Here is a 26,461-nt window from a genome sequence, read left to right on the forward strand (position 1 = left end):
AAAACATCCAATTTGCCGGCGGTGCGACCACTTGTCGGAGGAGACTGGTCGGGAGCGGTGCATCTATGTGTCCACCGCGGTCAACAAAAAGCGCCTTTCCGCCCCGCAGGACATTCGCCAGCATTGCCCGCAACACGCCGCTCCGCCTCGGAGATGACACCACGGCAAAGTCCGCAGACGCCGGCTTTGCCCATCCCTTGCGAGCGGCCGCGATTGCCGACGATCCCCAAGGATCGTGGCTGTCAACCGGCGTCAGACGGACGCTCAACAAACAGGGGAAGCGAATGAAATTCAACAACACTTCGACGATTGCAGCTCTCAGCCTGCTGTCGCTGGCGCTTGCTACGGGGCCGAGCGCGGCCCGGGATCTTACCATCGCGTCCTGGGGCGGGAACTTTCAGGATGCGCAGCGAGAGATCTATTTCAAGCCGTTCTCCAATATTGCCGGCAAGCCTCTGCTCGACGAAGGCTGGGACGGCGGCATTGGTGTCCTTCAGGCAAAGGTCAAGGCGGGCAATCCTTCCTGGGATGCCGTGGAGGTTGAAGCCGACGAGCTCTCGCTCGGCTGCGCCGACGGGCTTTTTGAGAAAGTGGACTGGAACAAGCTTGGCGGCAAGGATGCGTTTCTGCCTTCCGCGGTGAGTGATTGCGGCGTCGGCGCCATCGTCTGGTCGACCGCCATCGCCTATGACGGTGCCAAGATTGCCGATGGCCCGAAGTCCTGGGCCGATTTCTGGGACGTGAAGAAATTTCCCGGCAAGCGCGCCCTGCGCAAGGGACCGAAATACACGCTCGAATTCGCGCTGATGGCCGACGGCGTGCCGGCGCACAAAGTTTACGACGTCCTCGCGACGCCTGAGGGCATCGACCGCGCCTTCGCCAAGCTTGACGCGTTGAAAGCGCACCTTGTCTGGTGGACCTCGGGTGCGCAGCCGCTGCAACTGCTTGCTTCCGGCGAAGTGGCCATGACCAGTGCCTATAATGGCCGCATCACCGGCATCAACCGTTCCGAGGGTCGGCAGTTCAAAGTTGTCTGGCCGGGCAGCATCTATGCCGTGGATAGCTGGGTCGTTCTGAAGGGCGCCGAAAACAAGGAGGCGGCCTTTGACTTCATCGCCTTCGCCAGCAAAGCGGAAAACCAGGCAAAGCTGCCGCAATTTATCGCCTACGGCCTCCCGAACAAGGAAGCCGGCAAAAGCGTGCCGCCGGACCAGTTGGCCGACTTGCCCACCACCCAAGCCAACATGCAGGAAGCAGTCAGCCTTGATACGGATTTCTGGATCGACAATTCGGAAGCATTGACCAAAAGGTTCGACGCCTGGCTGGCACAATAGCGGACGGAATATCGCCCCCGCGGGATCGCTTCTGCCGATCGACCCGTGGGGGCTTCCGCACATTTTCGTCACTTCGCTCCCAGGAGCCGACAATCCGAACGGAGGGCCATCATGGCTGCGCCGCGCATACGCTTTGAAAGAATCTCAAAATCCTTTGGCGTGCACCAGGTCGTCAAAGACCTGACGCTCGACATCGAGAGGGGCGAGTTCGTCAGCCTTCTGGGCCCGTCCGGTTCAGGCAAGACAACTTTGCTGATGATGCTGGCGGGTTTCGAAAACCCGACCGCCGGCGGTATTTTTCTCGACGGCCGCCGCATCGACCACCTGCCTCCGCATCGGCGCGAGATGGGCGTCGTCTTCCAGAATTATGCGCTCTTTCCGCATATGTCGATCGCCGACAACATCGCCTTTCCTCTGAGGATGCGCGGGGTCGGACGAAGCGAGATCGACGAGCGCGTGAAACGCGCCCTCGATATGGTGCAACTGTCGGCGATGAGCAGCAGGAGGCCCGCCCAGCTTTCCGGCGGCCAGCAGCAGCGCGTGGCGCTTGCCCGCTCCCTGGTGTTCGAGCCGGCCGTCGTGCTGATGGACGAGCCGCTTGGGGCACTCGACAAACAGCTGCGCGAACAGATGCAGCTCGATATCCGAGCCCTCCACAAGCGCCTGGAACTGACCGTGGTGTTCGTGACCCACGATCAATCCGAGGCACTGACCATGTCGGACCGGATTGCGGTCTTCAACCACGGCAACATCGAGCAGATCGGTTCGCCGCGTGATATTTACGACCGCCCGCAGACACGTGTCGTCGCCGAATTCATCGGCGAAACCAATCTGATAGAAGGAACGGTCAAGGTGACGGGCACAGCCGGCACCTCCGTCGAGATCGCCGACGGACGGCATGTGATGGTACCGGGCAACAGTTCTCTCTCTGTCGGAAGCCGCGTCCACATTTCCGTTCGCCCCGAGCGCATTTCTCTGGCGGCCGGCGGCATCGGCGCAGCGGCGAACGCCCTGCCGGCAAAAATACTCGACAGCGTCTATCAGGGCGACCACCTGCGGGTGCAGCTCGATGAGGATGCCTTCCGCTTCGTGGTCCGGACGGACATGCGATCGGCGGAGTGGCCGATCGGAGCCGAGGTGGTGGCGCACTTCACACCTGATGACTGCTGGGTGATCGCAGCATGAGTGCTTTCCGTCGACGCACCGGCACCTTTGCCCTCATCCTCCCCCTGACCCTGTTCCTGGGTGTCTTCTTCATCTGGCCGCTTCTGACCGTGCTGGAGCAGGCGGTGTCCGATCCAGTCGTCAGTAAAAACCTGCCGCGGACGACAGCGGCGATTTCGGCCTGGAACCTTAACTCCGAACCCACCGACGAAATGCGGAGGGCTCTTGTCGACGACCTGAAATCGCTCGACGACGACCAGAAACTGGGAGAGGTGGTTCGAAGACTGAACAGCGCCCAGCCGGGTTTCCGCACACTGATGCGAAAGACCGTCGCGGCCGTGAGAGACAGTACCGGGCCGGTAAGCCTCGCAGAGATCGACGCTCGATGGAACGACGTTGCCTTCTGGCGGGCAATCGCCGAAGCGACCTATCCTTATACCGATCGCAACCTGCTTGCCGCGGTCGATCTTCAGCATGACGCATCGGAGGCGATCGTGGCGATGCCGGCCGGAGAGTCCGCCAATCAGGCGATTCTGCTGAGAACATTCGCCGTGGCCGCCGTCGTGACGCTCGCGACCTGTCTCATCGGCCTGCCATATGCGATGCTGGCCGCCGCCTCGAGCGGCTGGCGACGACAACTCCTGCTTGCGGCGGTCCTCCTGCCGCTATGGACATCGCTGCTGGTGCGCACGGCCGCCTGGTACGTGCTCCTTCAGGACAAAGGACTCATCAACTCCCTCCTCGTATCGCTCGGCCTCCTCAACACTCCGTTGCCGCTTCTTTTCAATCGGACGGGTGTCGTCATCGCCATGACGCATGTGCTGCTGCCGTTCATGGTTCTGCCGATCTACAGCGTCCTTATCGCAATCCCGCGGAACCTGATGCCGGCGGCAGCCTCTCTCGGCGCGAGGCCGATCCGGGGCTTTCTGCATATCCTGCTGCCTCTGGCCCTGCGCGGCATTGCCTCCGGCGGACTGCTCGTGTTCATGGCAGCACTCGGTTACTACATCACACCGGCGCTCATCGGCGGACCGAAGGACCAGATGATCAGTTCGGTGATCGCCTTCTACGCCACGGGCTCCGCCAATTGGGGCATGGCCGGTGCGCTCGGTATGGTGCTGCTCGCCGTGACGATCGCGCTCTACGGCGTTTACGGCCGGATATCCATGAAGACGACGGGGGCGTGACATGACAATTCGGTTGCTAAAATTTCTGTTCGGCGCAGCAACGGTCACTTTTCTGCTGGCTCCGCTTTTGGCGATCCTTCCGATCGCATTTACCTCCAGCAGCTTCCTGGCCTATCCCATTCCTTCTTTTTCGGCTCGCTGGTTTGCGGAACTGGCAACCGAGGAGGCCTGGCGACGATCCATCGTCAACAGCTTGCTGATCGGAACGGGGACCACTTTGCTTTCCACCATGCTCGGCATTCTGGCTGCACTGGCGTTGCGCAGGCGCGTTGTTTTTGCCGCGGCGCTGAGGACGATATTCCTCCTGCCGATGGTCGTTCCAGCCGTGGTGCTCGGCGTCGGGCTGCAGATCCTGTTTGCCGGCCTCGGATTTCCAAACACATTTGCGGCCGTCATCGTGGCGCATACGGTTGTCGCCGTGCCCTTTGTGCTGGTCAGCATCACCGCCTCGCTTGAGGGCATCGACTGTCGCACCGAGCGTGCGGCCGCGAGCCTCGGGGCTTCTCCGGTAAAAGTCTTCTGGAAAGTGACGCTGCCGCTCGCCATGCCCGGCGTACTCTCAGGCGCGGTGCTTGCCTTTGCGACATCGCTTGATGAAGTCGTGCTGACGCTGTTTGTCGCCGGACCAAACCAGTTGACGCTTGCGCGCCAGATGTTCTCGTCGATTCGCGAAAACATCAGCCCGGCCATCGTGGCGGCGGCATTTCTGTTTATCGTCGGGACGATCTTTCTCGGAGGCCTGCTCGCGGTGGTGCACAAACGCGCCGCCCGGTCTGCGGCCCCAGCCTGAGGCCAAGGCCGTTCGTTCTTCGGGGGACCGATGACTCCCGTTACTCGCCGTCACCCCGACCGGAAACGATCTCGCGCTTGCCGACATGGTTGGCCGGCCCGACCAGGCCTTCCTTTTCCATGCGTTCGACCAGCGAGGCGGCTCTGTTGTAGCCGATGCCGAGGCGGCGCTGGATGTAGGAGGTGGAGCACTTCTTGTCGCGCATGACGACCTTGACCGCCTGCTCGTAGAGCTCGTTGCCATCCTCGGAGGCCATGGCGCTCTTGTCGAAGACGGCGCCGGCTTCCTCCTCTTCGGGCTCTTCCTCCTCGTCGGCGGTGACGGTGTCGAGATATTCGGGGCGGCCCTGGGTCTTCAGGTGGGCAACGACCTTTTCGACCTCGGCATCAGAGACGAAGGGACCGTGGACGCGGGAAATCCGCCCGCCGCCCTGCATGTGCAGCATGTCGCCCTGGCCGAGCAGCTGCTCGGCACCCTGTTCGCCGAGAATGGTGCGGCTGTCGATCTTCGAGGTCACCTGGAAGGAGATGCGAGTCGGGAAGTTCGCCTTGATCGTGCCGGTGATGACGTCGACCGACGGGCGCTGCGTCGCCATGATCAGGTGGATGCCGGCGGCACGCGCCATCTGCGCTAGACGCTGGATCGCGCCTTCGATCTCCTTGCCGGCGACCATCATCAGGTCGGCCATTTCGTCGACGATGACGACGATATAAGGCATCGGCGTCAGGTCCAGCGCCTGGTTTTCTTCGATCGGGGCACCGGTGCCCTTGTCGAAGCCGACCTGGACCATGACATGGATGGTCTCGCCCTTGTCGCGGGCCTGCGCCACGCGGTCGTTATAGCCATCGATGTTGCGCACGCCGAGGCGCGACATCTTGCGGTAACGCTCTTCCATCTCGCGCACGGCCCATTTCAGCGCCATGACCGCCTTCTTCGGATCGGTGACGACGGGCGTCAGCAGATGCGGGATGCCGTCATAGACCGAGAGTTCGAGCATCTTCGGGTCGACCATGATCAGCCGGCACTGTTCCGGCGTCATGCGGTAGAGCAGCGACAGGATCATCGTGTTGATGGCGACCGATTTGCCCGAGCCGGTGGTGCCGGCGACGAGCAGATGCGGCATCTTCGCCAGCTCGGCGATCACGGGCTCGCCGCCGATGGTCTTGCCGAGGCCGAGCGCCAGCTTGTAGCCGCTCTTCTCGAAATCCTGGCTTTCGATCATCTCGCGGAAATAGACTGTTTCACGGGTGACATTCGGCAGTTCGATGCCGATGACGTTGCGGCCGGGCACGACGGCGACGCGGGCCGAAAGCGCCGACATCGAGCGGGCGATATCGTCGGCGAGACCGATGACGCGCGATGACTTCACGCCGGGCGCCGGCTCGAACTCATAGAGGGTGACGACGGGGCCGGGGCGGACATGGATGATCTCGCCCTTGATGCCGAAATCCTCAAGCACGCTTTCCAGAAGCCCGGCATTCTGCTCCAGCGTCTCCTGCGACATGATCTCGCCGAGCCGTTCCGGCGGCTCCTGCAACAGGGCACGCGGCGGGAATTCATAGCCGGAGGCGTCGATCCTTTCCGGCCTTGCCGCCAGGCGCGGCGACGGCAGAACCGCGGCGACGGGCGGCGTGCGCTGGGGCACAGGCGCGGCCTGAGGGGCTGGAGCGACGTGAAGAGCAGGCGCCGGCTGAGGCACGGGCGCAATCGGAGAGGTCAGCGCAGGCGCAGGGGCCGGCACAACAGGGATCTCGACGGGGATGCGCCTTGGCCGTTCCAGGGATATGGCGGCCGGGGGGCGCGGGGCAGGCTTTGCGGAGGGCGCAGCGGCCGGCAGAACCGGGCGGGAGGCGGCGGTAGCAGCGGCCGGCCGGCCCGGGCGCCATTCCATGATGCGGAACAGCGACGTGATCGATTCTGGCGCCGTCTCGGCCTTCGGGAACGAGATCACGGCAGGCGCGCGAACCGGCTCGGCCTCTTCGAAGGCCATGACCTCCCAGAAGGCGAAATCCGAAATGGAAGAAAGCTCGGCGGTGGCCCGGAAAGCAGGCGCGGCTAGCTCGTCGGGAACAAGGGATGGCTGCAGTTCGATCATCTGCGGTGCTGCGGGAAGTTCGTCCGGCTCCGGCAGATAGATATCGAAGGGCACGTCGACGGCGACCGGCTCGATCCGTATCGCCTGCTGCCCCATCTGCGAATCATCGCGGACGGGTTCATCCGGCACCCGCCGCTTGCTGATCAGCGTTTCCGGCGTGCGGGTAAAACGGACGTTCGGCGCGAGGGAAAAATTGCTCTGCCAGATCGGCGCCGCCGGCTTTTCTCCCGGCTCGACCGCCGGAAGGTCCGTTTCAGTCCCGCTGGAAAAGTCCCCGGCGTCCGTCAAATTGGTTCTGGGAAAACGCATGCGTCCGCTACTCACTCATGCCTAACAAATTACGACCCTACCGGGATAGAAAAGGAAGGTTAATAAGTTCCTTCCCGCCGTATCGTTCCGACACGGCTCCCGTCGCTAATTCGCTGCGATTTCAGTGAGTTGAATTGAACGGAAAAATCTTTGCCGATTTTGTGGAGACGAGGCTAATGCGCCTCGTCCCAATTGCTGGCGGCGCGCGCGTCGACCCTCAGCGGCACGCGCATTTCGAGCGCCGGCATGGTGGCGTTTTCCATGACCGAGACGATAACCGGCATCGCCTTTTCGACATCCTCGTCCTCGACTTCGAAAATGAGTTCGTCATGCACCTGCAACAGCATGCGGACGCGATCGCCAAGACCGACTTCGGCGAGCGCCGGCTCCATCCTGATCATCGCCCGGCGGATGACGTCGGCGGCCGAGCCCTGGATCGGCGCGTTGATCGCGGCACGCTCGTTGAAGGCGCGCACGGACGGGTTGGAAGAGCGAATTTCGGGATAGTTGATTCGCCGGCCGAAGATCGTCTCGACATAACCTTTGTCGCGCGCCATCGCCTTGCGGCTTTCCATATAATCGCGGATGCCGGGGAAACGCTCGAAATACTTCTTGATGTAGTCGCCGGCTTCCGAGCGCTCGATCGACAGCTGGTTGGCAAGGCCGAAGGCCGAAATGCCGTAGATGATGCCGAAATTGATCGCCTTGGCGCGGCGGCGGACTTCGCCCGGCATGCCTTCAACCGGCACGCCGAACATTTCCGAGGCGGTCATGGCGTGGATATCGACGCCATCCTCGAAGGCTTTGGTCAGCTGCGGGATCTCGGCCACATGGGCAAGCACGCGCAATTCGATCTGGCTGTAGTCGGCGGAAATCAGCTTGTGGCCCGGCGTCGAGATGAAGGCGGTGCGGATCTTGCGGCCTTCGGCGGTGCGCACCGGAATATTCTGCAGGTTCGGCTCGGAAGAGGACAGGCGCCCCGTCGTCGTCGATGCCAGCGAATAGGAGGTGTGGACCCGCTTCGTCTCGGCGTGGACATAGCCGGGGAGCGCATCGGTATAGGTGGATTTCAGCTTGGTCAGCTGGCGCCAGTCGACGATCTTGCGCGGCAGCTCGAAACCGGCGGCGGCTAGATCCTCAAGCACCTGCGCCGAGGTGGACCATTGCCCGGTTTTCGTCTTGCTGCCGCCGGCAAGACCCATCTTGCCGAACAGAATATCGCCGAGCTGCTTCGGCGAGCCGATGTTGAACCGCTCGCCGGCGAGCATATAGATCTCGTCTTCCAGCCTGGCGGCGCCCTGGGCCAATTCACCGGACAGGCGCGACAGGATCTGCCGGTCGACGGTGATTCCGCGCGCTTCCATGCGCGCCAGCACCGGCAGCAGCGGCCGTTCCAGCCGTTCATAGACGCTGGTCAGCCCGGCCGCCACCAGCCGCGGTTTCAGCACCAGCCAGAGCCGCAGCGTCACGTCGGCATCTTCGGCGGCATAATGGGTGGCGCGGTCGATATCGACGAGATCGAAGGTGACGTTCGCCTTGCCGCTGCCCGCCACATCCTTGTAGGGGATCGGCGTGTGGCCGAGGAATTTTTCCGAGAGCGGGTCCATGCCGTGGGCGCCGGTGCCGGCGTCGAGCACGTAGGAGATCAGCATCGTGTCGTCGAAACTCCTAGTCTCGATGCCGTAGCGCTGCATCAGCAGGTAATCGTATTTGAGGTTCTGGGCGACCTTGAGGACCGCAGCGTCCTCCAGCAGGGCCTTCAGCCGCGGCAGAGCGTCACGCATGGGGATCTGGTTGTCGGCAAGGCCGCCGCCGAGCAGATCGCCGACGCCGTTCTTGTGGGCGAGCGGTATATAGGCGGCGCGGATCTTCGTGCCGGTGGGATCCGCCGTATTGTCGGCGATTGCCAGCGAGAAGCCGACAAGCTCGGCCTGCATCGCATCCAGCGACGTTGTCTCGGTATCGAAAGCAACGAGGCCTGTGGCGCGCGCATCGGCGATCCACCGGTCGAGCGTGGCGAGATCCCGGATCGTCGCATAGGCCGTGTGATCGAAGGGCAGCGTCGCAAAGGCTTCGGCCCGCGCCTTGGCCAGATCGGCGGGCGAAAAGGCGCCTTCGACTGAAGCCTTGGCCTTCGCACGCGGCGGCACCGGCACCGATTCGCCGGAAACCTCGGGTATGCCGCCGGCAACCGGGGCCGGCTCGGCCGCATCGAGATCGGGGCCATGGGCAGCCTTGCCCCATTCAATGTTGACGATCGCCGGTTCGATGGCGCTCGCATCGCAATCGCAGACCTCGGCGACGCGGCGCGTCAGCGTCGTGAATTCCATCGTCTTCAGGAAACCGATCAGCTTCGGGCCGTTCTGCGGCTCCAACACCAGCGCGTCGAGATCGAGGTCGAGCGGTACATCGGTGCGCAGCCGCACGAGGTCGCGCGAGAGCCTGGCCATATCGATATTGGCAAGGATCGTCTCGCGGCGCTTGACCTGCTTGATCTCGGTGGCCCGATCGAGCAGCGTGTCGAGATCACCATATTCCTCGAGCAGCTGGGCGGCGGTTTTCGGGCCGATGCCGGGAATGCCGGGCACATTGTCGACGGAATCACCGGTCATCGCCTGCAGGTCGATCATCTTTTCCGGCGGCACGCCCCATTTCTCGATGACATCGGGAATGCCGATCTGCTTGTCCTTCATGCTGTCATACATATGGACATTCGGGCTGACGAGCTGCATCAGGTCCTTGTCGGAAGAGACGATGGTGACATCGGCCCCCGAGGCCTCGGCCTGGCGGGCATAGGTGGCGATGATATCGTCGGCCTCAAAACCTTCGGTCTCGATGCAGGGCAGATTGAAGGCGCGGGTCGCCTCGCGGATCAGGCCGAATTGCGGAATGAGCTCTTCCGGCGGGGCGGAGCGGTTCGCCTTATAGGCGTCGTAGAGATCCTTGCGAAAGGTCTTGGCGGAATAATCGAAGATGACGGCAAGATGCGTCGGCGTGACGCCGACATCGGTGTTGCGCGCGTCCCGCAACAGCTTCCACAGCATGTTGCAGAAACCGGAAACGGCGCCGATCGGCAGGCCGTCGGTCTTGCGGGTCAGTGGCGGAAGTGCATGAAACGCCCGGAAGATGAACCCGGAACCATCGACTAGGAAGAGGTGATCGCCTTTTTTCATGGCTGCATGGATAGCGCGGGCACGGGACAAGGTCCATATAAAGTTCGGCGGGCGAGGCGGAAGATTCCGCTCACCAAACTGTTACCGATTTGTAACGATCACCCTCCCTTGAAAAACCACATTCTCAAGCACAAATCCATGTCACCGGCGCTTGATCGCGCCGCGGGTCTGATTACCGGCTTGTCCCCCGCCGCGTCAGGCTTGGACAAAGGCCTTATCCCCCTCTCCGGGCCTTTGTCCCCACTTTAAGGTCGCCATGGCCAACCTCCAGGCCATGGCGACTTTTGTTTTTCCAGGCACTCGAAATTATCGTCGCGGCTTGCATATTTTGGAGTATCGCATGCGATTTGCTGCATTGTCTCCGGCATGGTTTTGAGCCTAACTTGCAATCATGGGATTTAACCGCATGGATTCGGGAGCCTACCTTGCCAGCCAGCTGGCGAAGGGTTTTGCCCGCTCGCTGCACCAGCGCGCGGTCGGGCTCGGTTTTTCTCCCGGCCAGTTCCCCATCCTGCTGGAACTCTGGGCCGAGGACGGACTGACCCAGAAACAGCTTCTCGAGCGGGTCGATATCGAGCAGGCGACCATGGCTAATACGCTGTCGCGCATGGTCCGCGACGGGCTGATCGAACGCCGGCCGCATCCATCCGACAAGCGGGCGCAACTGCTCTTCCTGACGCCGAAAGCCCGCGCCATGGAGGCCGAGGCGATCGAAACCGCGCGCGAGGCCGACCTTGCGTTGTTTAAAGGTTTTCGGGTTTTCGAGCGCGAGCTGACGCTCGAATATATCCGCCGTCTTCTGGAAAACGCCAAGGCGCTCTGAGCGCGATCATTCGCTGCGATTATTCGCTGACAAGGCGTGTGCGCCGTCGCGGCGGCACGGCGGTTCCGGCCTGCTCCGACAGGATGCTTTTGCGAACGGCCGGCTTCATGCTCGGCTCGATATCCGGCTTGCCGAGCAGTAGGCCCTGCACCTGCGCGCAGCCTTCCTCGACGACGATCCGGCGCTGCATCTCGGTTTCCACACCCTCGGTGACGACGGGCATGCCGAGGCTGTGGCCGAGACCGATAATCGCCCGCACGATCGATCGCGCCGCCGCGTCATGCTCCAGCACCCCGGTGAAGCTGCGGTCGACCTTGATCTTGTCGAAGGGAAACGAGCGCAGGTTCGAAAGCGAAGAGTAGCCGGTGCCGAAATCGTCCATGACGATGTGCACCCCCAACCGACGCAGGCGCTGCAGCGTTGCCATCACCCGGTCGCGATCGCGGATCAGGGCTGTCTCGGTGATTTCAAGCTCCAGCCGATCGGCTGCTAGCCCCGTCTCGGCGAGGACCGCCTCGACCCGCTCGCACAGGTTGGGCAGCATGAACTGCACCGGCGAAACATTGACCGCAATCCTCAGCGGCTGCGGCCAGCGCGCGGCCTCCATGCAGGCCTGCTGCAATATCCATTCGCCGAGCTGAACAATCGATCCGCTTTCCTCGGCGATCGGGATGAAAATGTCGGGCTCGGTCATGCCGTGGCCCGGCCGGTGCCAACGCATCAAGGCCTCGTAGCCGCTGATCTCGCCGTTCTGCGCGTTGAGGATCGGCTGATAGCTGACATAGAGTTGGTTGCGGATGATCGCGTGGCGCAAGTCACTTTCGATCTGGCGGCGGTTGCGCGCCGCTTCGTCCATTTCCGCGTCGAAGAAACAGGCCCTGCCGCGGCCATCATGCTTGACACGGTAGAGCGCGGTATCGGCGTTGTTGCAGAGTTCTTCGGCCGTGCTCCCATCTCTTGGATAGAGCGCGATGCCGAGGCTGACGCCGACCGCTGTGGGGTCACGGGCCGTGTCCATCTCGGCAGCGAATTCGTCGATGATATCAGCCGCAAGCTTTTGAGCCGCCGCCGGCTGCTGCCCATCGGACTGGATGATGGCGAATTCGTCGCCGCCGAGCCGGGCGATCGTATCACTCTCACCGGCAACCCGGCGCAGGATAGCGGCGACCTTGCGGAGAATCCGGTCGCCCTCGGCATGGCCGAAGATGTCATTGACGGCCTTGAACCGATCGAGGTCGAGACAGAACAGCGCAACCTCGGTGTTCTTGCGTTCCGCCACCTGCAGCGCCTGCCGGATGCGGGTGTCGAACAACGACCTGTTCGGCAGATCGGTGAGCACGTCGTGGTGGGCGAGATGCTCGATCATCTCCTCGGCCTGTTTGCGCTCGGTGAGATCGCGCACCGCCAGCACCTCGCAATCGCGGCCACGATAGACGATCCTGCTGGAGTTTACGTCTACGGCAATCTCTCTGCCGGTGCGGGTGTTCAGCAGCGTCTCGCCGGGCCTGTTCTCCCGGGGCGCCTGAACGACCGTCAGCACATCCGAGGGCGCCTTGCCCGAGAGATCGGCCAGCTTCCAGCCCGATAATGCCTGGAACCGTTCGTTGACATCGATGATCCGGCCTTCGCGCAGGATCAGCAGGCCCTCCTGCGAGGCATTGGCAAGTCCGCGCAGATCCGTCAGATGGCTTTGGACGAAGACCACGGCAAGGGCGACGAGGATAAGAGCCGTTGCCGCCACCACGACGATCGCGGCGAGCACCCGCGTGTCGAGCACCAATGTCGGAACCTGCATGCCGGGGTCCGGCACAAGGGTAATGCTGCCCATCGAGATGAAGTGAAGGGTGCAGATGGCGAGGACGAAGACCAGCGATGAGGTTAGGAGACGCCTCATGCCCTTCAGATTGAAAAAAATGTGGAAGGCGGCGCTCGACAGAAGCATTCCGGCGACGACCGCCGTCAGCGTCATCAAGGGATCGTAGAGGATGACCGCCTGTGTCTCGATCGCCTGCATGCCGGTCAGGTGCATGGAGGCGATGCCGAGTGCCATCAGCGCCCCGCCGCGAATGGAGGAAAATCTTCCCTCACGTTGCGAGGCGGCGAGGATCGCCACCCACGAGCCTCCTACCGACAGGAAAAAGGAGAGCAGCGTCAGGTCGAGCGCATAACTGATCGGCGTGCCACCATCATAAGCGAGCATGGCGATAAAGTGGGTTGCCCATACGCCGGTGCCGAAGGCAAAGCCCGACGCGCCGACCCAAAGCTTGCGCTGCCCGGCGTCGCACTCCTGGGCACGGGAATACAGCAGCATCGCCGCCATGGCGCCGACCAGGCAGACCACGGCCGCCACGATGACCAAGCGCCAATCATGATTGTCGCGAATACATGCAATGACCGAAAACATGTGCGCGCCCCCGAACAGCTGATTTTCGGCCGATGCTATTTAGGTTGTGCTAATTAACTGTAAATTGAATTAGATCTTTCTTTATTATCGCGGCAGATGTTTCCACAAGACCGAATTGCGTGGTTTCAGCATGCTAGCGCGCCCCTGATTTTTTACTTTTTGCGCCTCGCCTGCTTTCCCGGTTTGGTCTATCGTCCCGCCGAATTTCGAAAAGGAGTCGAAAATGGCCGACATACAACCGGTTCTTTCGCGTGCGGACCAGAATCTTTCATCGAGCCTCGAAAAACTGTTCGAGCTGCTGCGCATCCAGTCGATTTCCACCGATCCCGCCTACAAAGCCGAATGCCGCAAGGCCGCCGAATGGCTCGTCGCCTATCTCGAAGCGCTCGGCTTCGAAGCCTCCGTTCGCGACACGCCAGGCCATCCGATGGTCGTCGCTCACCATGCCGGCGCGTCCACCGGCGCGCCGCACGTTCTGTTCTACGGCCATTACGACGTTCAGCCGGTCGACCCGATCGAGCTTTGGGAAAACGACCCCTTCGAGCCGACGATCAAGGATGTCGGCAACGGCCGCAAGATCCTGACCGGCCGCGGCACGTCCGACGACAAGGGCCAGTTGATGACCTTCCTCGAGGCCTGCCGCGCCTATAAGGAGATCAACGGCGCGCTTCCCTGCCGCGTCACCATTCTCTTCGAAGGCGAGGAAGAATCCGGCTCGCCATCGCTGAAGCCCTTCCTCGAAGCCAATGCCGCCGAGCTCAAGGCCGATTATGCGCTGGTTTGCGATACCGGTATGTGGGACCGCGACACGCCGGCGATCGCCGCGGCACTGCGCGGCCTTGTCGGCGAGGAAGTCACCGTGACGGCCGCCGACCGCGACCTGCATTCCGGCCTCTTCGGGGGCGCTGCCGCCAATCCCATCCACATCCTCGTCGAGGCTCTCGCCGGCCTGCATGACGAGACCGGCCGCATCACGCTCGAGGGCTTCTACAACGGCGTCGAGGAAACGCCCGACAACATCAAGGCCTCATGGGAGACGCTGGGCAAGACCGCCGAGACCTTCCTCGGCGAAGTCGGCCTTTCCATTCCATCCGGCGAAAAGGGCCGTTCGGTGCTGGAACTCACCTGGGCGCGGCCGACCGCCGAAATCAACGGCATCTGGGGCGGATATACCGGCGAAGGCTTCAAAACGGTGATCGCCGCCAAGGCATCGGCGAAAGTTTCGTTCCGGCTTGTCGGCACGCAGGATCCGGCCGCCATCCGCAAAGCCTTCCGCAGCTATATCAGCTCGAAGATTCCCGCCGATTGCTCGGTCGAGTTCCATCCGCATGGCGGCTCGCCGGCGATCCACCTCTCCTATGATTCGCCGGTTCTGACCAAGGCGAAGACCGCACTTTCCGACGAGTGGCCGAAACCCGCCATCGTCATCGGCATGGGCGGATCGATCCCGATCGTCGGCGACTTCCAGAAGATGCTCGGCATGGAATCTCTGCTCGTGGGCTTCGGCCTCAGCGACGACCGCATCCATTCGCCGAACGAGAAATACGAGCTCGTCTCCTACCACAAGGGCATCCGCTCCTGGGTGCGGATTCTTCAGGCGCTCGCCGCCTGAGCGTAAGGCATGCCAGATCGCAATAACAAAAAGGCCGGTTAAAACCGGCCTTTCGTCATCCGCTCGCTCAGTGCCAGTTCATCCGTGGTCAATGAGAAGCAGGTATTGCAGCCAGACTGCCTCGGAAAGGTTAACGGATCGTTAATGTATCGCAGAGCCGACAACTTTCGCGTCCTGCGCATTCGCGATTTCATCCGGCATATCGAAAACGCCATACCACATCACAAAATCCCCCTCGTTCAAGCTGCGTTCATCGCGACCCGGATATAAACCCTTGAAAGACAAGGAGAATGGCGACGCCCTAACAAATGCGGGCGATCGCTCTATCTTTTCTATAGATGGCATATGCCAAGAGAAGGCAGCGCCGCGCTGCCTGAAAACGCGCCAACCAGGAGTGAGAAGCGTGAAAAATCTCATTGTTAAGATCGCCGCGGCTGGCCTGTTTGTGCTGGCGCCGGTGATCGCACAGGCCGCCGAGGGCTACTCGACGGCGAACGTCAACATGCGAGCGGGTCCGAGCACCCGATATCCAGCCGTCGCAGTCGTGCCTGCCGGTTCCCCCGTCGAAATTCGTGGATGTCTTTCCAACGTCAACTGGTGCGACGTCGAATTCTATGGCGGTCGCGGCTGGGTGTCCGGCCAATATGTACAGGCCGTCTACCAGCAACGCCGTGTCTATGTCGGTCCGCAATATTACCGCCCGCTGGGCATTCCGATGATCAGCTTCAGCGTCGGCAATTATTGGGACCGCAACTACCGCGACCGCGATTTCTACCGTGAGCGCGACCGCTGGAGCCGCGGCCCCGATTATTACTACCGTAACCGGGATCGGGATCGCGACTACGGCGACCGCAACCGGGATAGCAACCGGGACTGGCGCGACGACAATCGAAGGGACGACCGCAGAGACGAAAGCCGCAGGTCGGACCGTCGAGATGACAACAGAGATAATACCAGGAGTTCGGATTTCCGCGACCTGCCGCAGTTCAGGGGCGGGAAGGCCGATACCTACAATCGCCCGGACCCCAGGGCTTCGCCCTTCGTCTGCCGCCCGGGCGATCCGTCCTGCGACTGAGATATCAGGAGCGGCGGCCGCAAGGCCGCCGCTTATCTCAATGGCAGCGTCCATCGCGCGGAAAAGGCGAGAAGGACGCCGTAAGAAAAAGCCCGGCGCTCCCAAGAGGGATGCACCGGGCCTGATGTCGATCGGCGCGTGTTGAGGGGAGACGGCCGATCATGCGCGGGACGTGAGGGGTTGAGGGGTGTCCCGCTTCTCCCTAAACTATCGCGGACGCACTTGGTTCCGCCGGCCGGTCAGAAGATTGCGGCGGCGCAGCGAAAGCAGCCCGCACAATTCGGCGCAACGCATGGTCAGGCTGGTTTCCTCGCTCCTCGCGAGGCGGCATCGCCCCGCGAAAGCAAGCACGCTCCAGACGCGCGCAAGTCGGCGCGACGCTGTCAGATCGTGACAGTCGCGACGACCGGCAATCATGCCTGTGGGAGGTCAGCGACAATTTGATGTGAGAGCATCGTGATGCTCTTGTCTTGCAGCATTCTTTATTGCAGTTTTGAGATGTTGCGGATCGATTTTGATCCGTTCGAGGCTGGACCCTGATGACGCGAGACTACCTGGTTTTCCCAAGGCTTTTCGGCGCTCGGGCAGCCGCTATTGATGTTACCGTCTGGCATAAACACAACCCCCTCCTTCCTGTGCGACTTACCGATGGGGCGAACCTCAATCCTTCCGGCCAGATCTGGCGGCGTTTTCATCTCGGCGAATGGGAATATAAGCAGGATCCGGAAACGCTCGACGATTACGAAGCTCGCCAGTTTTGAGCGCCGATGCATGTTGCCCACAACGGTGCAGCGGTTTTGGGATAACGACATCCATAAAACGAGTTGAAACGCAGCGCACGAAGCCGGAATGACGCAAAGCGCTTTATCGGCGCGTTCTGCTTTGCTTTCCATAATTAACACCCCGTTAAATCGCCGCATTTACAGTTCAGTCGGGTGACGGCGACTGCAAGAGTGCCGTTGTGCGAAGTCACGCTTCGCGATCGAACATGGGGTGTGACCGGTCGGCGATGGCAGGCAGAGGCAGATCAGGCGACAGAATCGAACCGTCCTTCAGCGGCCGCCCGGCCCGCGACGATGACGAGTTTTCCCTCGATGCCGATGACCGCATTGCCAGGAGCCGATCCACACGGCGCGGCAGCTCCAAGCCGCCCGAACGCCCTGCCCCCCGGCGGCGGCGCGAACCGCGGGAACGCGAAGGCGGCGGCTTGTTCGGCTTCGTGCGACGCGTGATCTATTGGTGCGTCGTGCTGTTCATCTGGGCCGGCATCGGCGTAGCCGGGCTGGTGGTCTATTATGGCTCGCGCATGCCGAGCGCCAGCACATGGGCGATCCCGGAACGGCCGCCGAACGTCAAGATCACCGCCGTCGACGGCAGCGTCATCGCCAATCGCGGTGCCACCGGCGGCGAGGCGTTGTCGCTCGAAAACATGTCGCCCTATATTCCGGAGGCCGTCATCGCCATCGAGGATCGGCGCTTCTATTCGCATTTCGGCGTCGATCCGCTCGGCCTCGGCCGGGCTGTAGTGACCAACTTCACGGCTGGCCACATGGTGCAGGGTGGCTCGACGCTGACGCAGCAGCTCGCCAAGAACCTCTTCCTCTCCCCGGAAAGAACGCTGGAACGCAAGGTGCAGGAGGTGCTGCTCTCGCTCTGGCTGGAGCAGAAATACACCAAGGACCAGATCCTTGCCATGTATCTTAACCGGGTGTTCTTCGGATCGAACGCCTATGGCGTCGAGGCGGCGTCACGCCGCTATTTCAACAAATCGGCGCGGGATGTGAACCTCGGCGAGGCGGCGGTGCTGGCCGGCCTGCTCAAGGCGCCGTCGCGGCTTTCGCCGGCCCGCGACGCGGACGCTGCCAATGCCCGCGCCCAGCTCGTGCTTGCGGCAATGCGCGAGCAGGGTTTCATCACCGACTCCGAGGTCAAGACCGCAATGTCGCAGACCCCGGCTTCAGCCAAGAGCTATTGGTCGGGCGCCGGACACTATGTTGCCGACATGGTGATGGACGAGCTGCCGGGTCTGATCGGTGACGTCAAGGAAGACGTCATCGTCGATACGACCATCGACAAGTCGCTGGAAAAGAAAGCCGAGCAATCGCTGGTCGACGTGCTCGACAAGGAGGGCGGAAAGCTCGACGCTTCGCAGGCGGCCCTCGTCTCGATCGACGGCACCGGCGCGATCCGGGCGCTCGTCGGCGGCAGGGATTATGCGACGAGCCAGTTCAACCGAGCCGTCAAGGCCAAACGCCAGCCGGGCTCCTCGTTCAAGCCCTTCGTCTATGCCGCCGCGCTCGAAAAAGGACTGACGCCCTTTTCGGTGTTCAACGACGCGCCGATCCGCATCGGCGACTGGACGCCCGAAAATTACGAGAAGAAATACAATGGCGAGGTGACGCTGGCCACCGCACTTGCCAAGTCGCTGAATACGGTGGCCGCCCAGCTGGTGATGTATGACGGGCCGGATCAGGTGATCAAGCTTGCGCACCGGCTCGGCATCGAAAGCGAGCTGCAGCCGAATGCCTCGATCGCGCTCGGCACCTCTGAGGTGTCGCTGATGGAACTCACCGCCTCCTATGCCGCCTTCATGAACGGCGGCTACAAGGCGACGCCGCACGTCATCCGCCGGGTGACGACCGCCGAGGGCAAGGTTCTCTACGAAAATACTTATGACAGCCCGCCGCGCGTGCTGTCCGAGCAGATCGTCGCCGAAATGGATGCGATGATGATGGGCGTCATCGACAGCGGCACCGGCAAGAGCGCCAAGATCCCCGGCTGGCAGGCGGCGGGAAAGACCGGCACGACGCAGAATTCACGCGACGCACTCTTCGTCGGCTTCACCAGCAACCTCACCACCGGCGTCTGGTTCGGCAATGACGACGGCAAGCCGATGAAGAAGGTGACCGGCGGCGGTCTTCCGGCCAAAGCCTGGAAGGAATTCATGATCGCCGCCCATAAGGGTCTTTCGCCGGCGCCGCTGTTCGGCAACGGCCAGTTGATCGGCGATCCCAATGGTCAGCCGATGGCGCAGACGGCACCGGGCGGTGGACAATCGGGCAGCGGACAACCGATGACGGCCGAGGCGCCGCCGTCGACAATCGGCGGCATCATTTCCGGCGTCTTCGGCGGCGGCGACAGTGCTAACCGCTATCCGCAGGCGCCTGTCCGGCAACAGAGTGCGACCTCCGGCAACGGGCCCGTTCCTCCCGCCGACGTTGCCGAAGGCGGCTACGACAGCATGGTGCCGCCCGGCGATGTCGGGGGGCCGCAATCGACCTCTTCGGTCCAGCCGCGGCGCACGACCCTGCTCGATCTGATCATGGGCCAGTGAGATCTTTGGCTGCACGGCCGGCACAAGCCGGATACGCTGGAAATCGGCCACTTTCCGGACGGCGGGCGGTCTGTTTCCCGGTGACTGTAAAAATTGAATGCACCACATTCGTTTTGCTGGATTCCGGGCCATTTCTCGCCTTGCAGTCCAGAAAACCGCTCCTTATATACGCCGCATCACCGCAATCACGATTGCGTAATCTTAAGTAGACCCATCCCGTAAGGGGCTGTCAGGGAATGCCTTCTCGGGGTTCAGACAGCTTGCTTCAAGGAGAGAATGACATGGCAAAAGTAATTGGTATCGACCTTGGAACGACGAATTCCTGCGTCGCAGTCATGGACGGCAAGGACGCGAAGGTTATCGAGAATGCGGAAGGTGCACGCACGACCCCTTCCATGGTGGCATTTTCCGATGATGGCGAACGCCTCGTCGGCCAGCCGGCCAAGCGCCAGGCGGTCACCAACCCGACGAATACACTCTTTGCAGTCAAGCGCCTGATCGGCCGCCGCTATGAAGATCCGACCGTCGAGAAGGACAAGCACCTCGTTCCCTTCACCATCGTCAAGGGCGACAATGGCGACGCCTGGGTCGAAGCCAATGGCAAAGGCTACTCGCCCGCACAGATTTCCGCGATGATCCTTCAGAAGATGAAGGAAACCGCCGAATCCTATCTCGGCGAAAAGGTCGAAAAGGCCGTCATCACCGTTCCCGCCTATTTCAACGACGCGCAGCGCCAGGCAACCAAGGATGCCGGCCGCATCGCCGGACTTGAAGTTTTGCGCATCATCAACGAGCCGACCGCTGCCGCACTCGCCTACGGGCTCGACAAAAAAGAAGGCAAGACGATTGCCGTCTACGACCTTGGTGGCGGTACCTTCGATATCTCGATCCTCGAGATCGGCGACGGCGTCTTCGAGGTGAAGTCGACCAACGGCGATACTTTCCTCGGCGGTGAAGACTTCGACATGCGTCTCGTCGAATATCTCGTCGGTGAATTCAAGCGCGACAATGGCATCGACCTGAAGAACGACAAGCTTGCCCTGCAGCGCCTCAAGGAAGCTGCGGAAAAGGCGAAGATCGAGCTTTCGTCCTCGCAGCAGACCGAAATCAATCTGCCGTTCATCACGGCCGACGCCTCCGGCCCGAAGCACCTGACGCTGAAGCTGACCCGCGCCAAGCTCGAAAGCCTGGTCGACGATCTCGTCCAGCGCACGATCGCACCGTGCAAGGCCGCTCTCAAGGATGCCGGCGTCACCGCTGCCGAAATCGACGAAGTGGTTCTCGTCGGCGGCATGAGCCGCATGCCGAAGGTCCAGGAAGTCGTCAAGCAGCTGTTCGGCAAGGAGCCGCACAAGGGCGTCAACCCGGATGAAGTCGTTGCACTCGGCGCCGCCATTCAGGCCGGCGTTCTGCAGGGCGACGTCAAGGACGTGCTGCTGCTCGACGTCACGCCGCTGTCGCTCGGCATCGAGACGCTCGGTGGCGTCTTCACCCGCCTGATCGAACGCAACACGACGATCCCGACGAAGAAGAGCCAGACCTTCTCGACGGCCGAGGACAACCAGCAGGCGGTGACTATCCGCGTTTCGCAGGGCGAGCGTGAAATGGCTGCCGACAACAAGCTGCTCGGCCAGTTCGACCTCGTCGGCCTGCCGCCGTCGCCGCGCGGCATGCCGCAGATCGAGGTCACCTTCGACATCGACGCCAACGGCATCGTGCAGGTTTCGGCCAAGGACAAGGGCACCGGCAAGGAACAGCAGATCCGCATCCAGGCCTCCGGCGGTCTTTCCGACGCCGACATCGAGAAGATGGTGAAGGATGCCGAAGCTCATGCCACCGAGGACAAGAAGCGTCGCGAGGCCGTCGAAGCTCGGAATCAGGCCGAAAGCCTGATCCATTCCACGGAAAAGTCGCTGAAGGATTACGGCGACAAGGTTTCCGAGGCTGACCGCACCGCGATCTCGGATGCGATCGCCGCGCTGAAGACGGCTTCGGAAGCGACCGAGCCGGATGCCGACGACATCAAGGCGAAGACCCAGACGCTGATGGAAGTGTCGATGAAGCTCGGCCAGGCGATCTATGAAGCGCAGCAGGCCGAGGGCGGCGCAGCTGCGGGCGATGCCTCGGCAGAAGGCGGCGATAATGTCGTCGACGCCGACTACGAGGAAATCAAGGACGACGACCGCAAAAAGTCCGCGTAATCCGCGACGGCGTGGTTATGCTTCAACACCTGATCCGGCTGCTCACCATGGCAGCCGGAAATCCATTTCCGGGGTTTAATCCTTAATGGCAAAAGCGGACTTTTACGAAACTCTGGGTGTAGCCAAGACGGCGGATGAGAAAGAGCTGAAGAGCGCCTTCCGCAAACTGGCGATGAAATTCCATCCGGACAAGAACCCGGATGACAAGGACGCCGAACGCAAGTTCAAGGAAATCAACGAAGCCTACGAGATGCTCAAGGACCCGCAGAAGCGGGCCGCCTATGATCGTTATGGTCATGCGGCGTTCGAGCATGGCGGCATGGGCGGCGGTGGCGGCGGCGGATTTGCCGGCGGCGGCTTCTCCGACATCTTCGAGGATATTTTTGGCGAGATGATGGGTGGCGGTCGTGCGCGCCAGCGCTCATCGGGCGGCCGCGAACGCGGCGCCGATCTTCGCTATAACATGGAAATCACGCTGGAAGAGGCTTTCTCCGGCAAGACGGCGCAGATCCGCGTTCCCACCTCGATCACCTGCGACGTCTGTTCGGGTTCGGGCGCCAAGCCCGGCACGCAGCCGAAGAATTGCGGCACCTGCCAGGGAAGTGGGCGCGTGCGCGCCGCACAGGGCTTCTTCTCGATCGAGCGGACCTGCCCGACCTGCCACGGCCGCGGCCAGATCATTCCCGATCCCTGCCCGAAGTGTCACGGCCAGGGCCGGGTGACGGAAGAGCGCTCGCTCTCGGTCAATATCCCGGCCGGCATCGAGGACGGTACCCGCATCCGCCTGCAGGGCGAAGGCGAAGCCGGCGCCCGCGGCGGACCGGCAGGCGACCTTTATATCTTCCTGTCGGTGAAGCCGCATGAATTCTACCAGCGCGACGGCGCCGATCTCTATTGCGCCGTTCCGATCTCGATGACGACGGCTGCTCTCGGCGGCACCTTCGACGTGGCGACGCTCGACGGCACCAAGTCGCGCGTCAGCGTGCCCGAAGGCACGCAGGCGGGCAAACAGTTCCGCCTGAAAAGCAAGGGCATGCCGGTGCTGCGTTCGGCGCAGACAGGCGATCTCTACATCCAGATCCAGATCGAGACACCGCAAAAGCTGACCAAGCGCCAGCGCGAGCTGCTGCAGGAATTCGAGCAGCTGTCCTCCAAGGAGAACAATCCCGAATCGACCGGCTTCTTCGCCCGGATGAAGGAATTCTTCGAAGGCTGAGACGCGATCGATTAGAGCATCTCGAAAGCCGGGGACCGAAACGTTTCCGGCTTTTTCGTTTCAGCGGATCCCGATTTGAGACATTTGCCGTTCGACGCCGCCAGTTTGTCCCAGATCGGCACGGCGATGGGTCGGCTCATTACTTGCGTTAACGCAGCCGCGTGATGCCGCTTGCAAGTTTTCCAAATGAATTCAGTCTCTGCCGTCAGCGCATAAGCCCGAAAATCGGAATCGATATCCGGAAAGGATTAGGCGCGGAATCAAACAACAGAGCGTCCTCAGACGCGCGGGACAATCAAACCAAGGGTATCTGCCATGGCGCCAGCCTTTTCCTCTCAGTCCGAAGACGTCGACGTTCTCGCCGGCGCCATCTACACATGGTGCGCCGAGCGCAACATCAAGCTTCGCAGCCAGCAGGGCCTTTCCATCGCCAGCATCGCGATCGACCTCTATCACGCGGGCCACCAGACGCAGGACGAGCTGCTGACGGCGCTGCACGAATGCGAGATCCACTGAACGCAGCGTGCGGACCGTGAACGAGCGCGCTATCCCGCTCGGCGAGATCAGGCGGCGTTTTCGGCTGTTTCCCCACTCATGATCGTGACGATGGTCTTGACCGCTTCCTTGCCGGCCGATGAGTTCAGTCTGTCGTAGCTCAGCGCAAGCGCATAGGCGTCGGGGCTGAGTTCGATACGGCTGCCGAATTGCGACATGCCGGCTCCCTCGAAGAGAGCGGAGATCTCGACATCGAGAAAAACTGCGATCTGATGCAGCTTGCTGGCGGAAACGCGGTTCGTCCCTTTTTCGTATTTCTGAATCTGCTGGAACGTCAGTCCGAGTGCTTCGCCAAGCTCGAGCTGGGACACACGGCGAAGGGCGCGAAACTGCCTTACGTTGCGACCAACGATAATATCAACCGGATCTGGCACTTCATCACTCTCTGATACCTAAACACTTCGTTTACCATATCGGTTTCAGAGGATAACTCAACCCTGCAGTTGCAAAATTCAACCAACTTTTTTGGGCTTCACGTAACGTCAGTTGGTCGAGGCGATTGTGGCAGAACCCCGAATATACCGGGTTCGCAGACACTGAAGAAGGCTGCCGGCCATAGCGCCCGTCCGACACCGGAACGCCCTTCTCCAGGTTGTATTTTCATTGAGAATTTGGTTCCGCGCTGCATCGTGCCTGATGCTCATCCCGCACCGAGGGCAGCACCAATGATCCATGTCAGCGAAGCCGCGAGCCTTGCCATCAACGCCGCTTGGGCTTAGCTGTCACGCTTCACGATTCCGGACATTCGATGCCGCACAAGGTTTCTCTTTCCCGCCTGAAGCTGACAGACTTCCGCAACTATGCGGCGGCGGCGCTTGACCTTGATGGCCGGCACGCCGTGCTGACGGGAGATAACGGCGCCGGCAAGACCAATCTCATGGAGGCGGTCTCGCTGCTTTCGCCCGGCCGGGGACTGCGCCGTGCTGCCTATGGCGACATTACCCGCGTCGGTGCAGCCGGCGGTTTTTCGATCTTCGCCGCGCTCGACGGCATGGAAGGCGAAGTCGAAATCGGCACCGGCATAGAAACGGGCGAGGAGACCACCGCCCGTAGGCTGCGGATCAACGGTACTGCGGCCAAGACCGCAGACGAACTCACCGACCATCTGCGGCTTCTCTGGCTGACACCGGCGATGGACGGCCTCTTTACCGGCGCCTCCTCCGACCGGCGCCGCTTTCTCGACCGGCTGGTGCTGTCGCTCGATCCCGCCCATGGCCGCCGCGCCAGCGATTTCGAGCGTGCCATGCGCAGCCGCAACAAATTGCTGGATGAGGGCCGCTTCGACCCCTCCTGGCTTACCGGCATCGAGGAACAGATGGCGAGCCTCGGCATCGCCATGGCGCTCGCCCGGCAGGAGATGCTCGGCCTGCTGACCCGGCTGATCGAGGAAACGCGCGAGACGTCACCCTTCCCTTCGGCATCGCTGCAGCTCTCCGGCTTCATGGACGGTCAGTTTTCGCGCCCCTCGGTCGACCTCGAGGACGATTATGCGGCCATGCTGGCGGAGAGCCGCTACCGCGACGCCGGCGCGGGGCGCACGCTTGACGGGCCGCATCGGGCCGATCTCATCGTGCATCACCGGGAAAAGGCGATGGAGGCGGAACGCTGCTCCACCGGCGAGCAGAAAGCGCTGCTAGTCGGCATGGTGCTAGCGCATGCGCGCCTCGTCGGCAATCTCACCGGCCATGCGCCGATCCTGCTGCTCGACGAGATCGCCGCCCATCTCGACGAGGGCCGCCGCGCCGCGCTGTTCGACCTCATCGACGGGCTGGGCGGCCAGGCCTTCATGACCGGAACGGATCGCGCGATGTTTTCGGCGTTGGGCGACAGGGCGCAAGTCTTCACGGTGGCCGACGGAAAGGTATTCGAATGACGGAGGCGACTTTTCCCGGTATCGAGCGCCATGATAAGATCGGCGCCATGGAACCGCTCAGCCCCGACGAAATCGCCCGTTATCACCGTCACATCCTACTCCCCGAAATCGGCGGCGCGGGTCAGCAAAAGTTGAAAGCCGCTCGTGTGCTGGTGATCGGCGCAGGCGGCCTCGGTGCGCCCGTCCTGCAATATCTGGCCGCAGCCGGGATCGGCACGCTCGGTATCGTCGACGACGACCGGGTGTCGCTGTCGAACCTGCAGCGCCAGGTGATCCATGATTCCGGCACGATCGGCGAATTAAAGACGGAAAGTGCCGCCTTCGCCATCGCGAGGCTCAATCCGCATGTCCGGCTGATCCGCTTCGAGGAGCGCTTTTCCTCCGAGACCGCCTTCCGGCAACTGGCCGGCTTCGATCTGCTGATCGACGGCTCCGACAATTTCGACACGCGTTATGCCGCGGCCGATGCGGCTGAGGAAGCGCGCCTTCCGCTTGTCAGCGGCGCCGTCGGGCGGTTCGACGGCTCGCTGACGGTTCTCAAACCCTATGAGAGCGCCGAGGACGGGACGCCCAACCCTAGATATCGCGACCTTTTTCCGGAAGCGCCGCCGATGGGGCTCATTCCCGCCTGCGCCGAGGCCGGGGTCATCGGCGCGCTAACCGGCGTCATCGGCACGATGATGGCGATGGAGGCGATCAAGCTCGTCACCGGCACTGGCGAGCCGCTGATCGGACGGCTGCTGCTCTATGACGCGCTCTCGGCCCGCTTCGACACGGTCCGCTATAAACGACGCCGAACAACGCAAAGACAGGCCGGATGACGATTTTTCCTCTTGATCATAGTTTCACGCGCTGGGACGAGTTGCTCGCACTGATCCTCGCCGCCTTTGCTTCGATGAACGGCAGGATCGATCCGCCATCCTCGGCGCTGACGCTGACGGCGGAGTCGCTGGCCGAAAAGGCAAGAGCCGAGATCGGTCATGCCGCCGTCGATGAGGGAAAGCTGGTCGGCTGCCTGTTCCTGCGGCCGGAGGCCGATTGTCTCTATGTCGGCAAGCTCGCCGTTCTGCCTGAGGTCCAGGGCAAGGGCCTCGGCAAGCGGCTGCTGGCGATTGCCGAAGAAACGGCCGTAAGGCTCGGCCTTCCCGCTTTGCGGCTGGAGACGCGCATCGAGCTCACCGACAATCACGCCGTCTTCGCCGCCTGCGGATTTTCGAGAACCGCCGAGAAGGCGCATCCGGGCTTTGCCAGGACGACCTTCGTCGAGATGCGCAAGACCCTTGTGCCTCTAATCGAGGTCGTCTGACTCAACTCGG

General features: G+C 62.1%; 19 protein-coding genes. 15 read left to right on the forward strand and 4 right to left on the reverse strand.

All coding sequences use genetic code 11. From position 1 onward, the window contains the following. Positions 1-284 precede the first annotated feature (284 nt). The 4 genes from FHX03_RS29005 to FHX03_RS29020 all read left to right on the forward strand — a co-directional run bounded on the left by FHX03_RS29005 (position 285) and on the right by FHX03_RS29020 (position 4,475). On the forward strand, positions 285-1,334 hold the full coding sequence (locus tag FHX03_RS29005; protein ID WP_183856602.1) for an ABC transporter substrate-binding protein: 1,050 nt from the start codon (positions 285-287) through the stop codon (positions 1,332-1,334). Between the two features lie 111 nt (positions 1,335-1,445). Further along, positions 1,446-2,519 carry an ABC transporter ATP-binding protein gene (locus FHX03_RS29010; RefSeq protein ID WP_131710697.1) on the forward strand — a complete coding sequence of 358 codons (1,074 nt, stop codon included), beginning with the start codon at positions 1,446-1,448 and terminating at the stop codon, positions 2,517-2,519. Further along, entirely contained in the window at positions 2,516-3,685 is a 1,170-nt protein-coding gene (locus FHX03_RS29015) for an ABC transporter permease (RefSeq protein ID WP_183856604.1), read from the forward strand. The genes FHX03_RS29010 and FHX03_RS29015 overlap by 4 nt, the downstream gene beginning before the upstream one ends. Before the next feature lies 1 nt (position 3,686). Beyond that, positions 3,687-4,475, forward strand: coding sequence for an ABC transporter permease (locus tag FHX03_RS29020; protein WP_183856605.1), 789 nt, complete (start codon positions 3,687-3,689; stop codon positions 4,473-4,475). 40 nt (positions 4,476-4,515) lie between these two features. On the opposite strand, the gene FHX03_RS29025 is transcribed toward FHX03_RS29020, so the two are convergent. Together FHX03_RS29025 and polA are read right to left on the reverse strand one after the other, a co-directional pair. Next, on the reverse strand, positions 4,516-6,879 hold the full coding sequence (locus FHX03_RS29025) for a DNA translocase FtsK (RefSeq protein WP_097628379.1): 2,364 nt from the start codon (positions 6,877-6,879) through the stop codon (positions 4,516-4,518). 173 nt (positions 6,880-7,052) lie between these two features. Continuing rightward, positions 7,053-10,052: a DNA polymerase I gene (gene polA / locus FHX03_RS29030; protein WP_097628380.1), complete on the reverse strand. Its 3,000-nt coding sequence runs from the start codon at positions 10,050-10,052 to the stop codon at positions 7,053-7,055. A 406-nt stretch (positions 10,053-10,458) separates the two neighbouring features. Here polA and FHX03_RS29035 point away from each other — a divergent pair, with 406 nt between their 5' ends. After that, the gene (locus FHX03_RS29035; protein WP_003583451.1) at positions 10,459-10,875 is read left to right on the forward strand and encodes a MarR family winged helix-turn-helix transcriptional regulator; all 417 of its coding nucleotides are present in this window, start codon (positions 10,459-10,461) and stop codon (positions 10,873-10,875) included. Positions 10,876-10,894: 19 nt separating this feature from the next. On the opposite strand, the gene FHX03_RS29040 is transcribed toward FHX03_RS29035, so the two are convergent. Continuing rightward, positions 10,895-13,279, reverse strand: a complete 2,385-nt coding sequence (locus FHX03_RS29040) for an EAL domain-containing protein (protein WP_183856607.1) — start codon at positions 13,277-13,279, stop codon at positions 10,895-10,897. A gap of 223 nt (positions 13,280-13,502) precedes the next feature. On the opposite strand from FHX03_RS29040, the gene FHX03_RS29045 reads away from it, so the two are divergent. The 7 genes from FHX03_RS29045 (at position 13,503) to FHX03_RS29075 (ending at position 23,233) form a co-directional block, all read left to right on the forward strand. Then, positions 13,503-14,891, forward strand: coding sequence for a dipeptidase (locus FHX03_RS29045; protein WP_097628383.1), 1,389 nt, complete (start codon positions 13,503-13,505; stop codon positions 14,889-14,891). A 403-nt stretch (positions 14,892-15,294) separates the two neighbouring features. Next, positions 15,295-15,966, forward strand: a complete 672-nt coding sequence (locus FHX03_RS29050; protein ID WP_183856609.1) for an SH3 domain-containing protein — start codon at positions 15,295-15,297, stop codon at positions 15,964-15,966. Between the two features lie 539 nt (positions 15,967-16,505). Then, the gene (locus tag FHX03_RS29055; protein WP_003589305.1) at positions 16,506-16,727 is read left to right on the forward strand and encodes a hypothetical protein; all 222 of its coding nucleotides are present in this window, start codon (positions 16,506-16,508) and stop codon (positions 16,725-16,727) included. 248 nt (positions 16,728-16,975) lie between these two features. Beyond that, positions 16,976-19,300, forward strand: a complete 2,325-nt coding sequence (locus tag FHX03_RS29060) for a transglycosylase domain-containing protein (RefSeq protein ID WP_097628385.1) — start codon at positions 16,976-16,978, stop codon at positions 19,298-19,300. A 281-nt stretch (positions 19,301-19,581) separates the two neighbouring features. Then, positions 19,582-21,501 carry a molecular chaperone DnaK gene (dnaK, locus tag FHX03_RS29065; protein ID WP_003589308.1) on the forward strand — a complete coding sequence of 640 codons (1,920 nt, stop codon included), beginning with the start codon at positions 19,582-19,584 and terminating at the stop codon, positions 21,499-21,501. Positions 21,502-21,586: 85 nt separating this feature from the next. Continuing rightward, positions 21,587-22,717, forward strand: coding sequence for a molecular chaperone DnaJ (gene dnaJ, locus FHX03_RS29070; protein WP_012559503.1), 1,131 nt, complete (start codon positions 21,587-21,589; stop codon positions 22,715-22,717). Between the two features lie 315 nt (positions 22,718-23,032). After that, positions 23,033-23,233, forward strand: coding sequence for a hypothetical protein (locus FHX03_RS29075; protein WP_131710700.1), 201 nt, complete (start codon positions 23,033-23,035; stop codon positions 23,231-23,233). A gap of 47 nt (positions 23,234-23,280) precedes the next feature. Here FHX03_RS29075 and FHX03_RS29080 read toward each other — a convergent pair whose 3' ends face one another. Continuing rightward, positions 23,281-23,646, reverse strand: a complete 366-nt coding sequence (locus FHX03_RS29080; protein WP_003589313.1) for a helix-turn-helix domain-containing protein — start codon at positions 23,644-23,646, stop codon at positions 23,281-23,283. 374 nt (positions 23,647-24,020) lie between these two features. Between FHX03_RS29080 and recF the strand changes: the two genes are divergently transcribed. From recF to FHX03_RS29095, 3 genes are read left to right on the forward strand one after another with little or no spacing between them, the layout of a single operon-like run. Continuing rightward, positions 24,021-25,145, forward strand: a complete 1,125-nt coding sequence (gene recF / locus FHX03_RS29085; protein WP_183856611.1) for a DNA replication/repair protein RecF — start codon at positions 24,021-24,023, stop codon at positions 25,143-25,145. Then, positions 25,142-25,966: a molybdopterin-synthase adenylyltransferase MoeB gene (locus FHX03_RS29090; RefSeq protein ID WP_183856613.1), complete on the forward strand. Its 825-nt coding sequence runs from the start codon at positions 25,142-25,144 to the stop codon at positions 25,964-25,966. The genes recF and FHX03_RS29090 overlap by 4 nt, the downstream gene beginning before the upstream one ends. After that, the gene (locus FHX03_RS29095; protein ID WP_097628389.1) at positions 25,963-26,451 is read left to right on the forward strand and encodes a GNAT family N-acetyltransferase; all 489 of its coding nucleotides are present in this window, start codon (positions 25,963-25,965) and stop codon (positions 26,449-26,451) included. The genes FHX03_RS29090 and FHX03_RS29095 overlap by 4 nt, the downstream gene beginning before the upstream one ends. The last annotated feature ends 10 nt before the right edge of the window (positions 26,452-26,461 follow it).

It is taken from the genome of Rhizobium sp. BK456 (assembly GCF_014194045.1).
In the GTDB taxonomy this organism is placed as follows: domain Bacteria; phylum Pseudomonadota; class Alphaproteobacteria; order Rhizobiales; family Rhizobiaceae; genus Rhizobium; species Rhizobium redzepovicii.